Raw genomic sequence first — 14,689 nt, 5'->3', positions numbered from 1 at the left:
GCCAGGGGTCCGCGGCGGTCGGGGGCCGGGGGAAGCGGCTGCTGGGTCAACCCCCGTGTCGGGCAGGGGGATCACGGAGTTGCAGGCGGGGTCGGTCCGGCCGGGAGGTGGGTGAGGAACCAGGTGCGGGCCAGGGCGGAGACCTCTTCCAGGGCGCCGGGTTCCTCGAAGAGGTGGGTGGCGTCCTCGACGACCTCCAGGCGGTTCTCGCAGCGCAGCCGGGACTGGGCCTCGCGGTTGAGGTCGAGGACCAGGGAGTCGTCGCCGCCGACGATGAGGAGGGTCGGGGCGCGGACCTCGGCGAGGTGCGGGGCGGCCAGGTCGGGGCGGCCGCCGCGGGAGACCACCGCGGCGATGTCCGCTCCGGGGGAGGCGGCGGCGGTCAAGGCGGCCGCGGCGCCGGTGCTCGCGCCGAAGTAGGCGATCGGGGTCGGGGTACGGGTGCGGAGCCAGGCCGTCGCGTCGGTCAGGCGGGTCGCCAGGGTGTCGATGTCGAAGACGCGGGCCCGGTCGCCCTCTTCGGCCGGGGTCAGCAGGTCGAAGAGGAGCGTGCCCAGGCCGGCCCGGTTCAGGTCGGAGGCCACCGAGCGGTTGCGGGGGCTGTGGCGGCTGCTGCCGGAGCCGTGGGCGAACATCACCACGGCCGGGGCGCCGGCGGGGAGGGTGAGGTCCCCGGCCAGGGACAGGCCGGCGGCGTCGACGGTGACCTCCACCGGGCGCGCCGCGGCCGGCGGCCCGGCCGCCTCTGTTAGGAGGGCTGTGACTTCTTCGTCCGAGGTTTGGGAGAAGTCTTCGTACCACTGGCCCACTGAGGAGAAGCCGGCTGGCGTGGACAGGCAGATCAGTTCGTCCGCCGCCGTGGAGAGCGTCGCCGCCGCGTCCGGTGGGGCGACCGGGGTCGCCATCACCACGTGGGCCGCGCCCTGGGCGCGTACCACCTCGCACGCGGCGGCGGCCGTCGCGCCGGTGGCGATGCCGTCGTCCACCACGATCACCGTCCGGCCGGTCAGGTCGAGGCGCGGGCGGTTCCCGCGGAACCGGTCGGTCTGGCGGGCCAGGGCCGCCGACTCGGCTTGCTCTACCGAGCGGATGTCCTCGGGGCGGAGCCGGCCGCGTCGGACGATGTCCTCGCTGATCACCCGTACCCCGTCCTCGCCGAGCGCGCCGAACGCCAGCTCGTGCTGGTACGGGACGCCGAGCTTGCGGACGATGACCACGTCGAGCGGGGCACCGAGCGCCCGGGCGACGTGGAACGCCACCGGGACGCCGCCGCGCGGCAGGCCCAGGACGACGGGGCGCAGGTCCGCGTACTTCCCGAGGGCCACGGCGAGCCGTCGCCCCGCGTCGTCGCGATCGGTGAACAGCATGCGGGTTCGCCTCCGCCCCGCTCGCGCAGCACCCCCGTTCTCTTCGACGCAACCCCATGCGCGGGTGTCGCGCAACTCGGGCGGGGGCAGTGCTTCCGGTGGTCTGTACGAGGGAGGTGGCGCGGGGTCTGTGGGTTTTGGGGGGTGGATCGGGCCGGAGGGCGTGCATAGGTTGAAGGTGAGGCCATGTAGCGCCGCTGACCTGGCGCTTTGTGGTGGGCTCTGACGACGAGGATGGGGCATCGCGATGCGGGAGCTTGCGCAGACGGCACGGCAGTGGGCGGTCGAGGGGCGCGGCGGGTTTTTGGCGCGGCCGGTGACCGAGCAGGGGTTCGGTCCGCGTGACCCCGCCGGGGCGGTGCTGATCGATCCGCGCGGGGAATGCGTGGGCGCGCTGTACCGCGGGGTGTTCGACGCGGAGCTCGTCGCCGAGGCCGGGGCGATGCGCGACGGGGAGACCGCGCGGGTCTGCGAGGTCTCGGTCGGGGCGGGCGAGGCGGTGGAGGCGCGGCTGACCTGCGGTGGCCAGGCGGAGATCCTGCTCCAGCCGCTGGAGTCGGTGCCGGCGGCGTGGTGGGAGCTGCTGGCCGAGGGGGTCGGGGTGGCCCTGGTGACCCGGCTGAACGAGCGGGCCGACCATGCCGTGAGCGAGGTCGTACGGGCCACCGACGAGCCGGGGTCGGACTCCGAGCGGCGGGCCGGCGAGCTGCTGGCGACGCGCCGGCCGGGGCGGGACGCGCTGTACGGCGGGTCCGGGCTGGTCCTGGTGGAGGCGTACCCGTCGGCGCCGTACGTGGTGATCGGCGGGGGCGGCGAGCTCGGGGAGGTCATCGCCCGCCAGGCCGGGCTGCTGGGGTGGGAAGCGGTGGTCGTGACGGAGACGGCGCAGGCCGAGAAGGTGCTGGCGGCGCGGCGGGACGCGGCCTGCCTGGCGATGCTCAGCCACGACCCGGAGTTCGATGTTCCGACGCTGCGCACCGCGCTGGCGCTGGGGATCCCGTACGTCGGTGCGCTCGGCTCCCGGAGGACCACGGCGCGGCGCCGGGAGGGGCTGCTGGCGGCGGGGGTCTCGGAGGCGCGGCTGGAGACGGTGCACGGGCCGATCGGGCTGGACCTGGGGGCGCAGACGCCGGCGGAGACGGCGCTGGCGATCTGCGCGGAGATGCTGGCGGTGCTCGGCGGGCGGGACGCCCGCGGGGTACGGGACGCCGACGGGCCGCTGCGGGGGTGACTCCCCGGGATGGCGGCTCGGGAGCATCCCCGGAGTGCCGCCTCGGGAGCATCCCCGGGATGGCGGCTCGGGGGCATCCCCGGGGTGCCGCCTCGGGAGCATCCCCGGAGTGGCGGCTCGGGGGCATCCCCGGGGTGCCGCCTCGGGAGCATCCCCGGAGTGGCGGCTCGGGGGCATCCCCGGAGTGGCGGCTCGGGAGCATCCCCGGGATGGCGGCTCGGGAGCATCCCCGGAGTGCCAGCTCCGGAGTGCCAGCTCCGGAGTGCCAGCTCCGGAGTGCCAGCTCCGGAGTGCCAGCTCCGGAGTGCCGGCTCCGGAGTGCCTCCAGAGGCACCCCGGTCGCGGGTCGCGGAGGTCGCCGCGGTCGCGGCGGACACCCCGGACACCCCGATCCCCGCGGACACCCCAGTCGCCCCGGACACCCCGATCGCCGCGGACACCCCGGACACCCCGGACGTAGCGGACACCCCGATCGCCCCGAACGCGGATGCCCCGGTCGCCCCGGTCAGTCGGAGCCGAGGGCGCGCTTGAGTTCGGCCTTGTTCATGTCGGAGCGGCCGTGGACGCCGCGGCGCTGCGCCTCGGCGTAGAAGCTGGTCGTACGTGGGCCCCTGCGCGCCCGAGTGGGAGCGCAGGCCGCCGCGACGGGACGAGGACATGTCGTCCAGCGACTGCTTGCTCGCGGTCTTGGACTCGCCCGCGCGGGCTCGCTCCTTGTTCACCGTCCGGGCGGCGATCTCCTTCGCCCACTTCTCGGACTCGCCGCGCTGCTCGGCGCTCTCCTTGAGGATCCGCGGGGCATGGCCGGCCTCCTTCCGCCTGGGGTGTACCGGCTCGCGTCGGCCCTTCGCACGTACCCCGGACGGCCCAAGGTATCTACCCAGAGATGCGCATATCGGTCACAAGTGCGGGAAACTGGTCCGTATGGACATGATCCTGAGCGTGGACGCGATCCTCGGCAACATCGCCTGGTTCTTCTTCGCCGGGCTGGTCACCGTCGGCTTCCTGCTCGCCGCCTTCAAGCTGGGTCAGCGCGTCCGGGCCAAGGAGCCCCCGCCGCCCGACCCCGAGAGCCAGCCCCATCTGCCGGACGGCGGCGCGGTCTACGAGGTGCGCGAGGAGCGGGATCCCGTGGAGATCCCCGAAGGTGGCCTGAGGCCGCACGAGATGCAGGGCTACGGCAACTTCGGCTCCACCACCTCCAGCCATCCGGAGGAAGTCCGGGCCGAACGGGAGGCCGCCCACCAGCAGGTGAAGGGCCCTCACCCGCACGTCCAGCCCGGCGCGCCCCCGGACGCGGGGCGCGGCGCGCACGCCTGAAACGCCCGAGGCCCGGCGCCGACCGCCCGACGCCCAACGCCCGACGCCCAACAGCCCCCGCGGCCCGCACCCTCCCGGTGCGGGCCGCGGGGCTGTCCGTCAGAGGTCGGTGCGCAGCCGCAGCACCTCCGGCGGCGGGTGCCGCGCCGAGGTGTGCCGGACCTCCGCCGTCAGCGGCGGGTCGAGCGGCCGGAAGGGGACCTCGCCGAGCCCGATCGCGGTGACCGTGCCGCCCCTCGCCGTGCCGCCCGGCGCCGTGGCACCCGGCGCCGCAGCACCCGTCGCCGCGCCCCCCGTCGCCCGCTCCGCCACGGCCGCCGCCAGCTCCGCGCGCAGCGCCGCCGTCAGCGGGCTCGACACCAGCGGCGTCTCGTCCCCGACCGGCAGTACGAGGACCAGCGCCACCGGTTTGCGCGGTGACCCGGTGTACCCGACGACCGCCGCGTCCCGCACGTCCGTGTGCCGGAGTTTGCGCCAGCCGCGCCGCCCGGCCGGGTAGGACTGGTCCAGCCGTTTGACGACCAGGCCCTCGATGCCGCTCGCCGGCAGCGTCTCGTACCAGGTGGCGGCGAGTTCCGGATCGGTGGTCATCGGCACCGGTTGCAGCGGCGGGCCGAGCGGGAGCAGCAGGTCCACGAGGAGGGCGCGCCGCCGCTCGTACGGGCGGGCGCGGACGTCGAGCCCGGCCAGCTCCAGGACGTCGAAGGCCGCGTACGAGGCGGGCAGGCTCTGCGCGAGCACGGCGGCCCGTACGGGCGTCGCGGCCGCCCGGCGCTGGACCAGGGCGAAGTCCGTACGCCCCTCGTGCCACACCACCACTTCCCCGTCGAGGACGGTCCCGGCGGGCAACTGCCGGGCGGCGGCCGCCAGATCGGGGAAGGCGGCGGTGACGATCCGGCCGGAGCGGGCCTGGAGCACCACGTCCTCCACGGTGCGCACCACGACCAGCCGGTGGCCGTCGAACTTCGGCTCGTACGCGAGTCCCGGCGCGCGCGGGAGCGTGGAGACGGCGGTGGCGAGCGCGACGGTGATCATGACCGGGCCCGCCGGCTCCGCGCGGTGCCGGGGAGTCGCCCGGCGCGGTTCGGATCGGCCAGGGGGGCCAGCAGATCGCCGTCGCGCTCCAGCCGCGGCGGGATGTCGTCGGCGAGGAAGACCAGGTCGGCGGGATCGCGGCAGTCCTCGACCTCCTGCCAGGAGACGGGAGCGGAGACGGTGGGCCGGGCGCGGGCGCGCAGCGTGTACGGCGCGGCGGTGGTCTTCGCGGCGGCGTTCTGGCTGTGGTCGACGAACACCTTGCCGGGGCGCAGCGCCTTGGCCATCCGGTGGACGACGAGGTCGGGGAGCTCGCGCTCGGCCTCCTGGGCGAGCGTCTTCGCGTACGCGGACACCCGGTCGGACGGGGCCGGTTCCAGGGCCACGGCCAGGTGGAGGCCCTTGGAGCCGGAGGTCTTGGCGTACGCCTCCAGGCCGTCGGCGGCGAGCCGGTCGCGCAGCCACAGCGCGGCGGCGCAGCACTCGACGACGCTCGCGGGCGGGCCGGGGTCGAGGTCGAAGACCAGGCGGTCGGCGACGGCGGGGCTGTCGGCCGGCCATTGGGGGGTGTGGAACTCGACGACGAGGTTCGCGGCCCACATGAGGGAGGGCATGTCGGCGATGACGACCTGCTCGGCGTCGGGGTCGTCCGATCGGGGGACGGGGGTGGTCCGCACCCATGCGGGGGTGCCGGGCGGCGGGTTCTTGGTGAAGAACCGCTGGCCGTCCGGGCCGTCGGGATAGCGCAGGAACGACACCGGCCGGTTGTGGATGTGGGCCAGCAGCGACTGCGCGACGGTGGCGTAGTAGTGCAGCACCTCGCCCTTGGTGAAGCCGGTCTCGGGGTACAGGACCTTGTCGAGATTGCTGAGCGAGATGCGACGCCCCTCCACCATGGTGATCGGCGCCATACGACGAGACTGCCATGGATCGGGAGAAACCGGGCGGTGCGGCCCGCCGGGTCCACCCCGGTCAGGCGGATGCGCGCTTGGTGGCCTTCTTGGCGGTGGCCGTCTTCGCGGCGCTCTTGGCGGTCGTCTTCGCCGTCGTCTTCGCGGTCGTCTTCGCGGTCGTCTTCGCCGTCGTCGCGGTGCTCTTGGCGGTCGTCTTCGCCGCGCTCGCCGTCTTCGCCGAGGTGGACTTGGCGGTGGTCTTCCTCGCGGCCGTCTTGCGGGCCGCGGTGCTCTTCTTGCCGCCGGTGTCCTTGGGGACGACGGCGGTCTTGGCCGCGGTCTTGGCGGCCGTCTTCGTGGCCGTTCTCTCGGTCCGCTTCGCCGCGGTCTTCCCCGCCGCCGTACGGACGGGCAGCTCGCGCACTTCGGCGGTCCCCGTCCCTGTCCCCGTCCCCGATCCCGTTCCCGTCTCCCCGCGCGATTCCCGGGCCGCGCGGACGCTGTTCTCCAGCGCCGCCATCAGGTCGATGACCTGGCCGCCGGTTGGGGCGGCCTCCTCCTCGTGCGGGGGCTCGATGCCCATCAGCCGGGCCTCGATGACCTGCTGGAGCGCTTCCTGGTACTCGTCGTGGAGCGCCGAGATGTCGAAGTCCTGGGACAGCATGTCCATGAGCGACTTGGCCATCTGCAGTTCCTGCGGGCGGATGGTGACCTCGTCCTCGGGGGTGATCCCGGCGGCCGGCCGCACCTCGTCGGGCCACAGGCAGGTCTGCAGGACGAGGGTGTCCTCGTGTACCCGCAGCACGGCGAGGGACTCCCGCGAGCGGATGGCGATCTTCGTGACGGCGATCTGCCCGGATTCGGTGAGGGCCTCCTTGAGCAGGGCGTACGGCTTGGCCGCGGCCTTGTCGGCGGTGCCGACGTAGTACGCCTTGGAGAACATCAGCGGATCGATGGTCCCGGCGTCGACGAAGGCCAGCACGTCGATGAGCTTCTTGCTGGGCAGCGGGAGGCCGGCTAGGTCCTCGTCGGTCAGCATGATCATGCTGCCGTCCGGGGCCTCGTACCCCTTGGCGATCTCCTGGTAGGGGATCTCGACGTCCTCGGCCTCGCACACGCGCCGCAGCCGGACCCTGGAGGCGTCCTTCTCGTGCACCTGGCGGAGCGGAATGTCATGCTCCTCCGTCGCCGTGAAGAGCTGGACCGGGATCGTGACCAGGCCGAAGGAGATGGCTCCCTTCCAGGTCGCTCGCATGGGTGGCTCCTTCCCTGGGGCCCTCAGGCTATGCCGGGGTCCGGGAGCGCGACACTCGGCGCCGTCCCATCCGGTGACGGCGCCGCGCGCGGGGCTCCCCCGCTACCGGCGGGGTCTGCGGAAGGCGGGTCCGACGGGCCGGCCCGTCCAGGTGCGCCAGTCGCGGGCCAGGGTGAACAGGGCCTCGATGTCCGGGGGTTTGAGGGTCACCGGCGCCTCGGCGAGGTACGCGAGGGCCGTGGCCGGCTGGAGGACGCGGATGTCGCGGACCGTGGGGGCCACCTCGACGCGCGAGGCCTCCACCAGGGCCAGGGCCGGGATCACCGGGGCCGTCAGGGCCCGGCCCGCCCGGGTGGCGGCCAGCCGGATCCAGCGCGGGTCCTGGCGGGGTTCGGCGCGGCCCACCGTGAGCAGGAGGTCGCCGACGGCCGCGCGCTGGCGGCGGCCCGGGACGGTGCGGACGCAGAGGATCCCGGGCGGGCCGATCAGCAGGTGGTCGATCAGCCCGGCCCCCGGGAGCGGGACGGCGTGCAGCACCCGCCACTCCGGCGGTTCCAGGGCGTCCAGCTCCTCCCCCATCCGCTGCTGGGCCAGCAGTTCCAGGCGCATCCGGTGCCGGGCGCGGGCGCCGGCCGAGCCGTGCGCCAGCTCGCCGAGCAGGGCCTCGCCCGGGCGGTTCGGGGCCAGGTCCTCGTCGGGCGGGAGGGCCAGTCTGCGCAGGTCCGCCGCCGTGGGTACGGGGGGCGGGCCGAGCGTGTAGCCCCGTTGCAGGTACGGACGCAACGCCGCCAGGACCGCCTCGCGGTGCTGGTCCGCGAGCACGCTGATCCGGTTGGTCTCCCGGTCGTACCAGGCCACCGCCCGGCCGTCGGGCTGGTTCACATACAGCCGGCCGCGTCCGGGCCGACCGCTCGGCAGCACCTTGAGTCCCCGCATCGCCCTCACCCCCGCCGTCCATGGGAGCAGGCCGGGCCGCGCGCGGCAATCCCCCGGGTGAGTACCTGTGGATAATCCGGCGGTCGTGTAACAACTCCGACGGGACCCCGCTGGCTCGCTGTTACACGGCCACCGCCCTTCCGCAACGGCGGCCGCCTAGGTTGGTGCCACCCGGGGACGCCGGGCCCCGGTCGGGGCCGGCCCCGACCCGCCGACCAGCCCTGACCAGCCCCGACCTGACCCGAGCAGCCCCGACCTGACCAGTACCGAAGGATCCCCCGTGAGCACCGACAGCCGCCGCACTCTCGTACGCGCCGCCGCCGTGACCGCCTGCGCCGGAAGCCTGCTGGCGCTGCCCACCGCCGCGGCCCTCGCCGAGGGGCTGCCGGCCGTCTCCGCGTCGGCCGCCGCCCCCGCCGCCGCGGCGGCCCCGCAGCGGACCCTGGTGAAGAGCCTCTCGCTGGCGGACGGGGTGTCCACCGCGCACGTCTACCGGGTCGCGAGGAACGCGTACCAGGCGGACATCCTGCGCGACGGCGCCACGGTCGCCACCCTCACCAGCCGCGACGGCGTGCCCGCCCGGGGCGAGGCGGGCGCCCTGCACGCCGCGTTGCAGCCCGACGGACGGCTGTCCTCCTGGGTCGGCGAGGCCCGGCCGGCGGGCGGCTCGCACCGGATCGGCGGCGACGGGCACAAGACCGGGACGCGGGACGGCCAGGTCGTGGCGGCGTCGGCGCCGGGCACCCGCGCAGCGGGCGCGACGGACGGCAGGGGCGGCACGAGCGGCACGGTCGCGGCGGCTGGGCGCACGGGGGCGGCCGAGGCGCTCAAGTTGGACTCGCTCGCCGACGGACCGGGCGACGGCCTGCTGCTGCTCGCCGCGGGCGGCGGGATCGCGGCCGTCGGCGCCGCCGGCCTCGGCTTCGCGATGCTGCGCCGGGGTCGCACGAACGCCTGACCGGGCGGCCCCGCGGGCCCAAGGGCCGTCTGATCATGTCCAGCGCGCGGACGCCGGGGCAAAAGGGGCGTACCTCTGCATAAGGTTGACGGATGTGTGTCTCCCGTACCGCCGCGGCCGTTCTGCTGCTGGCCGCGCTGCCGCTGGTGGCCGGCTGCGGTGACACCGGCGGGCTGGCGAGCGCCGGGTCGACCCCGACCGCGCGCGGTCCCGTACATCTGTGGCCGGGGCGCGCGGGGGCCGACGTACCGCCCGCCGATCCGGGTGGGGCGCCGCCGGAGTACGTGACGGGGCTGGCGCCGGTCCGGAACCAGAACGTGCACGAGGTGGACCCGGTGGCGCTGGTCAAGGCGGAGCTGCGGGCCCGTCCGGGGGCCGAGGTCGGGCCGGACGGGATGCCGCCGGAGACCGCCGACGCGATCCGGGCGTGCGGGACGCAGGGGCACGACTGCCCCGTGCTGACGCCGTACTACCGGGACCTCACCGGCAACGGCAAGGACGAGGTCGTGGTCGGCATCGAGCTGCCCGACAAGATGATGTCCGTACGGGTCTACACGGCGGACCCCGACGGCCGGCTCAACCGGATCATGGCGACGACGCAGACCCTGATCAGCGTGGAGCTGGCCGGGCGGGACGTGGTGCTGCGGATGCCGAGCGGGAACCCGGGCTACGAGCTGATCACCGCGTGGTCCTGGGACGGGAAGCAGCGGACGATGCTGCCGGCGCGGGAGCAGATCGTACGGGTGCCGGGCGGGTCGCCGTGAGGCTGCGACGGCCCGCGTGGACGGCCTCGCTGACCTGGAAGTCGGCCTGTTTCATCGTGCTGATGTGCTGTTCGCTGGCGGCGGTGCTGGGCGTGCTGGTGCACGTGGAGGTGACCCGCCAGACGGTGGCGTCGGCGCGGGACAAGGCGCTGGAGAAGCTGCACGACGCGTCGCGCGCGTACGAGGCGGGCGAGGCGCTGCCGCCGGATGCGGGCGTGGACCCGGCGGGGCTCCCGAAGTCGTTGCGGGAGCTGGCGCTGAGCGGGCGGCGCGGGACGATCGTGGCCGACCGGGACGGGACGCCGACGATGTGGGCGGCGGCCCCGGCCGACGGGCGGGTGCTGGCGACGGCCGTCGACTACGGGCAGAGCGCGCGGACCATCACCGGGCTGGACAACGCGATCATCGGGTCTTCGGTGCTGGCGATCGGCGGGACGCTGCTGGTGGGCGCGTTCGCGGTGACGCGGGTGACGCGGCGGCTGCACCAGACGGCGACGGTCGCGCGGCGGATCACGCGGGGGGACCTGGACGCGCGGGTGGGGGCGGCCCGGTCACGCCCGTCCCGGCATCAGGACGAGGTCGCGACGGTCGCCCGGGCGCTGGACACGATGGCGGGGACGCTCCAGGCGAAGCTGGTGAGCGAGCAGCGGTTCACGGCGGACGTCGCGCATGAGCTGCGCACGCCGCTGACGGGGTTGCAGGCGGCGTCGGAGCTGTTGCCGGAGGGGCGGGCGACGGAGTTGGTACGGGAGCGGGTGCGGACCATGCGGGGGCTGACGGAGGACCTGCTGGAGATCTCGCGGCTGGATTCCGGGAGCGGGGTCGTCGAGACGGATCTGCACCGGCTGGGGCGGGTGGCGGAGCGGGTCGTCCGGGCGTCCGGGACGGACACGGAGGTGGTCGTGGTGCGGGACGTGCACGTGGAGACGGACCGGCGGAGGCTGGAGCGGGTGCTGGGCAACCTGGTGGCCAATGCGCACCGGCACGGGCGGGGGCCGGTGGTGGTGACGGTGGACGGCCCGGTCCTGACGGTCCGGGACCACGGCGACGGCTACCCGGACTACCTCCTGACCCACGGCCCCCAGCGGTTCCGCAGCGCGGGCACGGGCAAGGGCCACGGCCTGGGCCTCACCATCGCGGCGGGCCAGGCGGAGGCGATCGGGGCGTCCCTGACCTTCCGCAACACCGGGCCCTGCGGGGGTGACGCCGGCCCGGAGGGCGGGGCGGAAGCGACCCTCGCCCTGCCGTGGCCATTGGGGGAGCCTGGCGGGGCCTGACCACTGCCGATGCCCTGACCGGGCGGGGCGGGGCGGGGCGGGGCGGGGCGGGGCGGGGCGGGGCGGGGCGGGGAGTAATTCCCCGGGTCGCGGCCCCGGGTCCGGGTCGGGGGCCCCGGGTCGGGGGACCCGGCACCTCCCACCCGGGTCGGGAGCCCGGCACCGTGCCACCCCGGGGCGCGGCCCCGGCATCGTGCCGCACGGGGATGGCGGAGCCCGAAGGCGCCGAGCCCCGGCGTGGTGGCGCCGGCTAGGGCTGGGGGGTTGGCTTGGTCCAGGGCCAGCGGATCTTCGGCTTCTGGCCGGACGGGGCGTACGTGTACTTCCAGCCCTTCTGGAGGTGCAGCCGCTTCGAGTAGCCCGCCGGGACGCGCTCGTACAGCAGGACCACCGCGGGCCCGCCCTCCGCCGAGGGGACCGGGATCTCGTACCACTTCGGCGGGTGCCCGGTCGGGCCGACCAGGACCGGCAGGACCCGGCCGTCCATCGGGCCGCCCTCGAAGGGGGTGGGTTCGCTCTTCACCCCACCAGTGTCACAGCAGGTGCGCCGCCTCGGAGACCACGGGGATCACGCGGCGGGCCAGGACGCCGACCGGGCCGTCCGCCGATTCCAGCGCCAGCGCGGCCCGCGCGGCCCCGGCCGTTTCCGGGTCGGTGGCCGCCGTCGCCGCGAGGAGGGCGACGAACTGGTCCAGCAGCCAGTCCCGCAGCTGGTCGACGCCCGGCTGTTTGCCCTCGTCGATCCAGATCAGCGACGCCGCCTCCACCGCCGTGATCCAGGTGCGGACCATCATCCGCAGCCGCCGCCCGGGCGCCGGGACCCCCAGGTGGAGGAGGATCGCATCGGCCGCGGCCCGGCGGATGCCGTCCACGGTGGCCGTCGTACGGGAGGTCTCCACCACGCTGCCGCCCTGGAGGAGGGCGGCGAAGCCGGCGTCATGTTCGTCGACGAAGGCCAGGTAGCGGTCCAGCGCGCGGGAGAGCCGCTGGGTGAGCGGGCCGGCCTGGGGTTCGGCGAAGCAGAGCTCCAGCACGTCGGCCGCCGAGCGCAGGGCCGCTTCGTAGAGCTGCTGTTTGCCGCCGGGGAAGTACCGGTAGACCAGCGGTCGCGAGACCCCGGCGGCCTCGGCGACGTCGTCGAGCGAGACCTCCTCCGGGGCCCGGTGCGCGAACAGCGACAGGGCCGCGTCGAGGAGTTGGGCCCGCCGCTCCTCGACGCTCAGCCTGCGGTACGCGCGTACGGTCATGTCCGCAGGGTAGCCCCACGGCACGCGCTTCAGGCGAGGAGTCCGGAGCTCTGCCACAGCCTGCGGCCGACGCCGCGCAGGACGCCGATGTCGTCGAGGAAGTCGGTGAGCCGCTTGGCGCCGGTCTGCATGACCTCGCGCCGGTGGCCGCTCGCCTTCACCTGGGCGACGGCTTCGCGCCGGTCCAGGCCGACGTTCTCGTAGACCTGGGGGTTGACGAACGCCAGCGAGAAGACGCGGGCCGCCTCGCCGCAGCTGATCCGGGTGAGCTCCTGTTCCCAGCGCGGGGCGGTGAGCATCCGACGGCGCAGTTCCTCGCGGGCGTACCGGACGTGGCGGGCCTCCTCGATGACGTGGATCCGGGTGACCCCGCGCACCAGGGGCTGGATGCGCTCGTCCGGGAAGGTCAGGCGCTGCATCCAGTCGAGGATCTCCTCGCCGAGGAGGGTGCAGGCGAAGGAACCCGGGGTGGTGGAGATGGTCTTGAGGACTCGGGCGAGGTTGTGGTTGACGCGGGAGACCGGGTAGGCGGGGGCGCCGGCCTTCTGGATCATCCGGGCGAACATCATCGAGTGGCGGCACTCGTCGGCTATCTCGGTGAGCGCGTAGCGGACGTGGTTGCTGGTCAGGGACTTGTCGTAGATGTGCCGGACCATCAGCTGCATCAGGATGATCTCGAACCAGATGCCGAGCGAGCCGAGGGCGGCCGCCTCGTGGCGGGAGAGGTCGATGCGCTGCTCCTCGCCCATCCTCTTCCAGAGCGGGGTGTCGTAGAGGGAGAGCAGCTCGGGCGGCCAGTAGTACTTGCCGTCGATGGGCGGGGCGTCCCAGTCGAGCTCCGTGTCGGGGTCGAAGGAGTGCTTGGCGGAGGATTCGAGGAGCCGCACGGCGATCTCCTCGCGGTCCTTGAGCGTGCCGAGCGCGTCCCGCAGCACCGTGCGGTCGGTGCGGCCCGGGCGTTCGGCGCTGCGGTCGGCGCGGTCGGTCGTGGTCGTCATGGCGGGGGCACCTCGCCCTTGTTTCCGGCGTCACCAGCGGTCACCGCTGCGGTCACCCCTTATGAGACTGCCTGTCAGCAAGGTCGTCAATCCCCCGCGCACGACTTGTTGACCCGCTGTCTACCAACGTGTGACCCTGCCAACTGTCCGGTCTTGTACGGCAGTACGCGAGACGAGGGGGCGTCAGTGTCGACGCACGAGCTCTACACCACCAGCCCGGGCGAGGGCGTCTGGCAGGTCCCAGCCTCCGGCGCGGCCCGTTTCAGCTGGGAGTACGCCGAGGGTCGCGAACGGCTCCTCGCGCTGTACCAGAAGGGCAAGGACAAGCAGTGGGACGGCGCCAAGCGGATCCACTGGGACGTGGAGGTGGACCCGCGCGACCCGCTCGGCACCCCCGACGAGGCGCTGACCCTCTACGGCACCCGGTACTGGTCCAAACTCACCGAGAAGGACAAGGGCGAGCTGCGCCGGCACTACACCGCGTGGAACTTCAGCCAGTTCCTGCACGGCGAGCAGGGCGCGATGGTGTGCGCGGCCCGCATCGTCGAGTCGGTGCCGGACCTGGACGCGAAGTTCTACTCGGCCACCCAGACCATGGACGAGGCCCGGCACGCCGAGATATTCGGCCGCTTCCTGCACGAGAAGGTCGGGATGCTGTACCCGGTCAACGACAGCCTCCAGAGGCTGCTCGGCGACACCCTGCGCGATTCCCGCTGGGACATGCCGTACCTGGGGATGCAGGTGCTCATCGAGGGGCTGGCGCTGGCCGCCTTCGGGATGATCCGCGACACGACCGACAAGCCGCTGCCGAAGCAGATCCTCGCGTACGTGATGCAGGACGAGGCCCGGCACGTGGCGTTCGGGCGGATGGCGCTGCGGGACTACTACAAGCAGCTCACCGACGCCGAGCTGCGCGAGCGCGAGGAGTTCGTGATCGAGGGCTGCTACCTGATGCGGGACCGGTTGCAGGGCGTGGAGGTGCTGGAGAACTTCGGCATATCGAGGAAGGAGGCGCAGGAGTTCAGCGAGCGGTCCGAGTTCCTGCACCTGTTCCGGAAGCTGCTCTTCAGCCGGATCGTGCCGTGCGTGAAAGACATCGGGCTCTGGGGCGAGCGGCTGCAGAAGGCGTACCTGGAGATGGGCGTCTTCGAGATGGGCGACTCCAACCTGGACCTGCTGATGCGCCAGGACGAGGAGATCGCCGAGGCGATGGACCGCGAGCGGTTCGCGGCCGAGGAGCGCGACCGGGTGGCGGAGGTCGAGGCGGCCATCGCCGAGGGCGGCCTCCCGTAGCGCCGCGGCCGGGCCCGCCAGGGTCAACGGTCAGGCCAACCAGCCCTGTGCGCGGCCCATACGATGCTCGGAAAAGCTCGACGGCGGAAACTCGTCTGGGTGCATCGATGGAGGG

The 14,689-nt window shown here is 74.1% G+C and carries 14 protein-coding genes and 1 pseudogene; 6 read left to right on the top strand and 9 right to left on the bottom strand.

Going from position 1 to position 14,689, the window contains the following annotated elements; translation table 11 throughout:
* Positions 1 to 71: 71 nt before the first annotated feature.
* Entirely contained in the window at positions 72 to 1,367 is a 1,296-nt protein-coding gene (locus OG982_RS20700) for an alpha/beta family hydrolase (RefSeq protein WP_266784570.1), read from the bottom strand.
* A 247-nt stretch (positions 1,368 to 1,614) separates the two neighbouring features.
* On the opposite strand from OG982_RS20700, the gene OG982_RS20695 reads away from it, so the two are divergent.
* The gene (locus OG982_RS20695; RefSeq protein WP_266784572.1) at positions 1,615 to 2,598 is read left to right on the top strand and encodes an XdhC family protein; all 984 of its coding nucleotides are present in this window, start codon (positions 1,615 to 1,617) and stop codon (positions 2,596 to 2,598) included.
* A gap of 505 nt (positions 2,599 to 3,103) precedes the next feature.
* Here the strand turns inward: OG982_RS20695 and OG982_RS20690 are convergent.
* A pseudogene (locus OG982_RS20690) lies at positions 3,104 to 3,389 on the bottom strand (plasmid stabilization protein).
* 133 nt (positions 3,390 to 3,522) lie between these two features.
* On the opposite strand from OG982_RS20690, the gene OG982_RS20685 reads away from it, so the two are divergent.
* Complete coding sequence (locus tag OG982_RS20685; protein WP_266784574.1) at positions 3,523 to 3,918, top strand: DUF6479 family protein; 396 nt, start codon at positions 3,523 to 3,525, stop codon at positions 3,916 to 3,918.
* A gap of 99 nt (positions 3,919 to 4,017) precedes the next feature.
* On the opposite strand, the gene OG982_RS20680 is transcribed toward OG982_RS20685, so the two are convergent.
* The 4 genes from OG982_RS20680 to OG982_RS20665 form a co-directional block, all read right to left on the bottom strand.
* The gene (locus OG982_RS20680) at positions 4,018 to 4,953 is read right to left on the bottom strand and encodes an ATP-dependent DNA ligase (protein WP_266784576.1); all 936 of its coding nucleotides are present in this window, start codon (positions 4,951 to 4,953) and stop codon (positions 4,018 to 4,020) included.
* The gene (ligD, locus tag OG982_RS20675) at positions 4,950 to 5,864 is read right to left on the bottom strand and encodes a non-homologous end-joining DNA ligase (protein ID WP_266784578.1); all 915 of its coding nucleotides are present in this window, start codon (positions 5,862 to 5,864) and stop codon (positions 4,950 to 4,952) included. Before ligD ends, OG982_RS20680 begins: the two co-directional genes overlap by 4 nt.
* Positions 5,865 to 5,925: 61 nt before the next feature.
* Positions 5,926 to 7,101, bottom strand: coding sequence for a Ku protein (locus OG982_RS20670; protein ID WP_266949028.1), 1,176 nt, complete (start codon positions 7,099 to 7,101; stop codon positions 5,926 to 5,928).
* A gap of 102 nt (positions 7,102 to 7,203) precedes the next feature.
* Positions 7,204 to 8,037: a nuclease-related domain-containing protein gene (locus tag OG982_RS20665; RefSeq protein WP_266784582.1), complete on the bottom strand. Its 834-nt coding sequence runs from the start codon at positions 8,035 to 8,037 to the stop codon at positions 7,204 to 7,206.
* A gap of 280 nt (positions 8,038 to 8,317) precedes the next feature.
* Here OG982_RS20665 and OG982_RS20660 point away from each other — a divergent pair, with 280 nt between their 5' ends.
* The 3 genes from OG982_RS20660 (at position 8,318) to OG982_RS20650 (ending at position 11,036) form a co-directional block, all read left to right on the top strand.
* Positions 8,318 to 8,995, top strand: a complete 678-nt coding sequence (locus tag OG982_RS20660; protein WP_266784584.1) for a hypothetical protein — start codon at positions 8,318 to 8,320, stop codon at positions 8,993 to 8,995.
* 92 nt (positions 8,996 to 9,087) lie between these two features.
* The gene (locus OG982_RS20655) at positions 9,088 to 9,759 is read left to right on the top strand and encodes a hypothetical protein (protein WP_266784586.1); all 672 of its coding nucleotides are present in this window, start codon (positions 9,088 to 9,090) and stop codon (positions 9,757 to 9,759) included.
* On the top strand, positions 9,756 to 11,036 hold the full coding sequence (locus OG982_RS20650) for a HAMP domain-containing sensor histidine kinase (protein ID WP_266784588.1): 1,281 nt from the start codon (positions 9,756 to 9,758) through the stop codon (positions 11,034 to 11,036). The genes OG982_RS20655 and OG982_RS20650 overlap by 4 nt, the downstream gene beginning before the upstream one ends.
* Before the next feature lie 250 nt (positions 11,037 to 11,286).
* Here the strand turns inward: OG982_RS20650 and OG982_RS20645 are convergent, their stop codons facing one another.
* The 3 genes from OG982_RS20645 to OG982_RS20635 are packed head-to-tail and all read right to left on the bottom strand — an operon-like array spanning position 11,287 to position 13,281.
* A complete protein-coding gene (locus OG982_RS20645) occupies positions 11,287 to 11,559 on the bottom strand; it encodes a hypothetical protein (RefSeq protein ID WP_266784590.1) in 273 nt (90 codons plus the stop codon).
* A 10-nt stretch (positions 11,560 to 11,569) separates the two neighbouring features.
* The gene (locus OG982_RS20640; RefSeq protein WP_266784592.1) at positions 11,570 to 12,283 is read right to left on the bottom strand and encodes a TetR/AcrR family transcriptional regulator; all 714 of its coding nucleotides are present in this window, start codon (positions 12,281 to 12,283) and stop codon (positions 11,570 to 11,572) included.
* A gap of 29 nt (positions 12,284 to 12,312) precedes the next feature.
* Positions 12,313 to 13,281 (bottom strand): diiron oxygenase, encoded by a 969-nt coding sequence (locus OG982_RS20635; protein ID WP_266949026.1) that lies wholly within the window; start codon positions 13,279 to 13,281, stop codon positions 12,313 to 12,315.
* A 186-nt stretch (positions 13,282 to 13,467) separates the two neighbouring features.
* Between OG982_RS20635 and OG982_RS20630 the strand changes: the two genes are divergently transcribed.
* On the top strand, positions 13,468 to 14,574 hold the full coding sequence (locus tag OG982_RS20630; protein ID WP_266949025.1) for a ferritin-like domain-containing protein: 1,107 nt from the start codon (positions 13,468 to 13,470) through the stop codon (positions 14,572 to 14,574).
* Positions 14,575 to 14,689: the final 115 nt, after the last annotated feature.

The organism is Streptomyces sp. NBC_01551 (assembly GCF_026339935.1).
Classification (GTDB): Bacteria; Actinomycetota; Actinomycetes; order Streptomycetales; family Streptomycetaceae; genus Streptomyces.
Note: the sequence above shows the minus strand (reverse complement) of the source record. Positions and strands in the feature narration are given on the sequence as shown.

Bases quoted from the DNA above. Each gene is read 5' to 3' on its own strand.
- OG982_RS20700 (WP_266784570.1), bottom strand. From the start codon at position 1,367: ATGCTGTTCACCGATCGCGACGACGCGGGGCGACGGCTCGCCGTGGCC.
- OG982_RS20695 (WP_266784572.1), top strand. From the start codon at position 1,615: ATGCGGGAGCTTGCGCAGACGGCACGGCAGTGGGCGGTCGAGGGGCGC.
- OG982_RS20685 (WP_266784574.1), top strand. From the start codon at position 3,523: ATGGACATGATCCTGAGCGTGGACGCGATCCTCGGCAACATCGCCTGG.
- OG982_RS20680 (WP_266784576.1), bottom strand. From the start codon at position 4,953: ATGATCACCGTCGCGCTCGCCACCGCCGTCTCCACGCTCCCGCGCGCG.
- ligD (WP_266784578.1), bottom strand. From the start codon at position 5,864: ATGGCGCCGATCACCATGGTGGAGGGGCGTCGCATCTCGCTCAGCAAT.
- OG982_RS20670 (WP_266949028.1), bottom strand. From the start codon at position 7,101: ATGCGAGCGACCTGGAAGGGAGCCATCTCCTTCGGCCTGGTCACGATC.
- OG982_RS20665 (WP_266784582.1), bottom strand. From the start codon at position 8,037: ATGCGGGGACTCAAGGTGCTGCCGAGCGGTCGGCCCGGACGCGGCCGG.
- OG982_RS20655 (WP_266784586.1), top strand. From the start codon at position 9,088: ATGTGTGTCTCCCGTACCGCCGCGGCCGTTCTGCTGCTGGCCGCGCTG.
- OG982_RS20640 (WP_266784592.1), bottom strand. From the start codon at position 12,283: ATGACCGTACGCGCGTACCGCAGGCTGAGCGTCGAGGAGCGGCGGGCC.
- OG982_RS20635 (WP_266949026.1), bottom strand. From the start codon at position 13,281: ATGACGACCACGACCGACCGCGCCGACCGCAGCGCCGAACGCCCGGGC.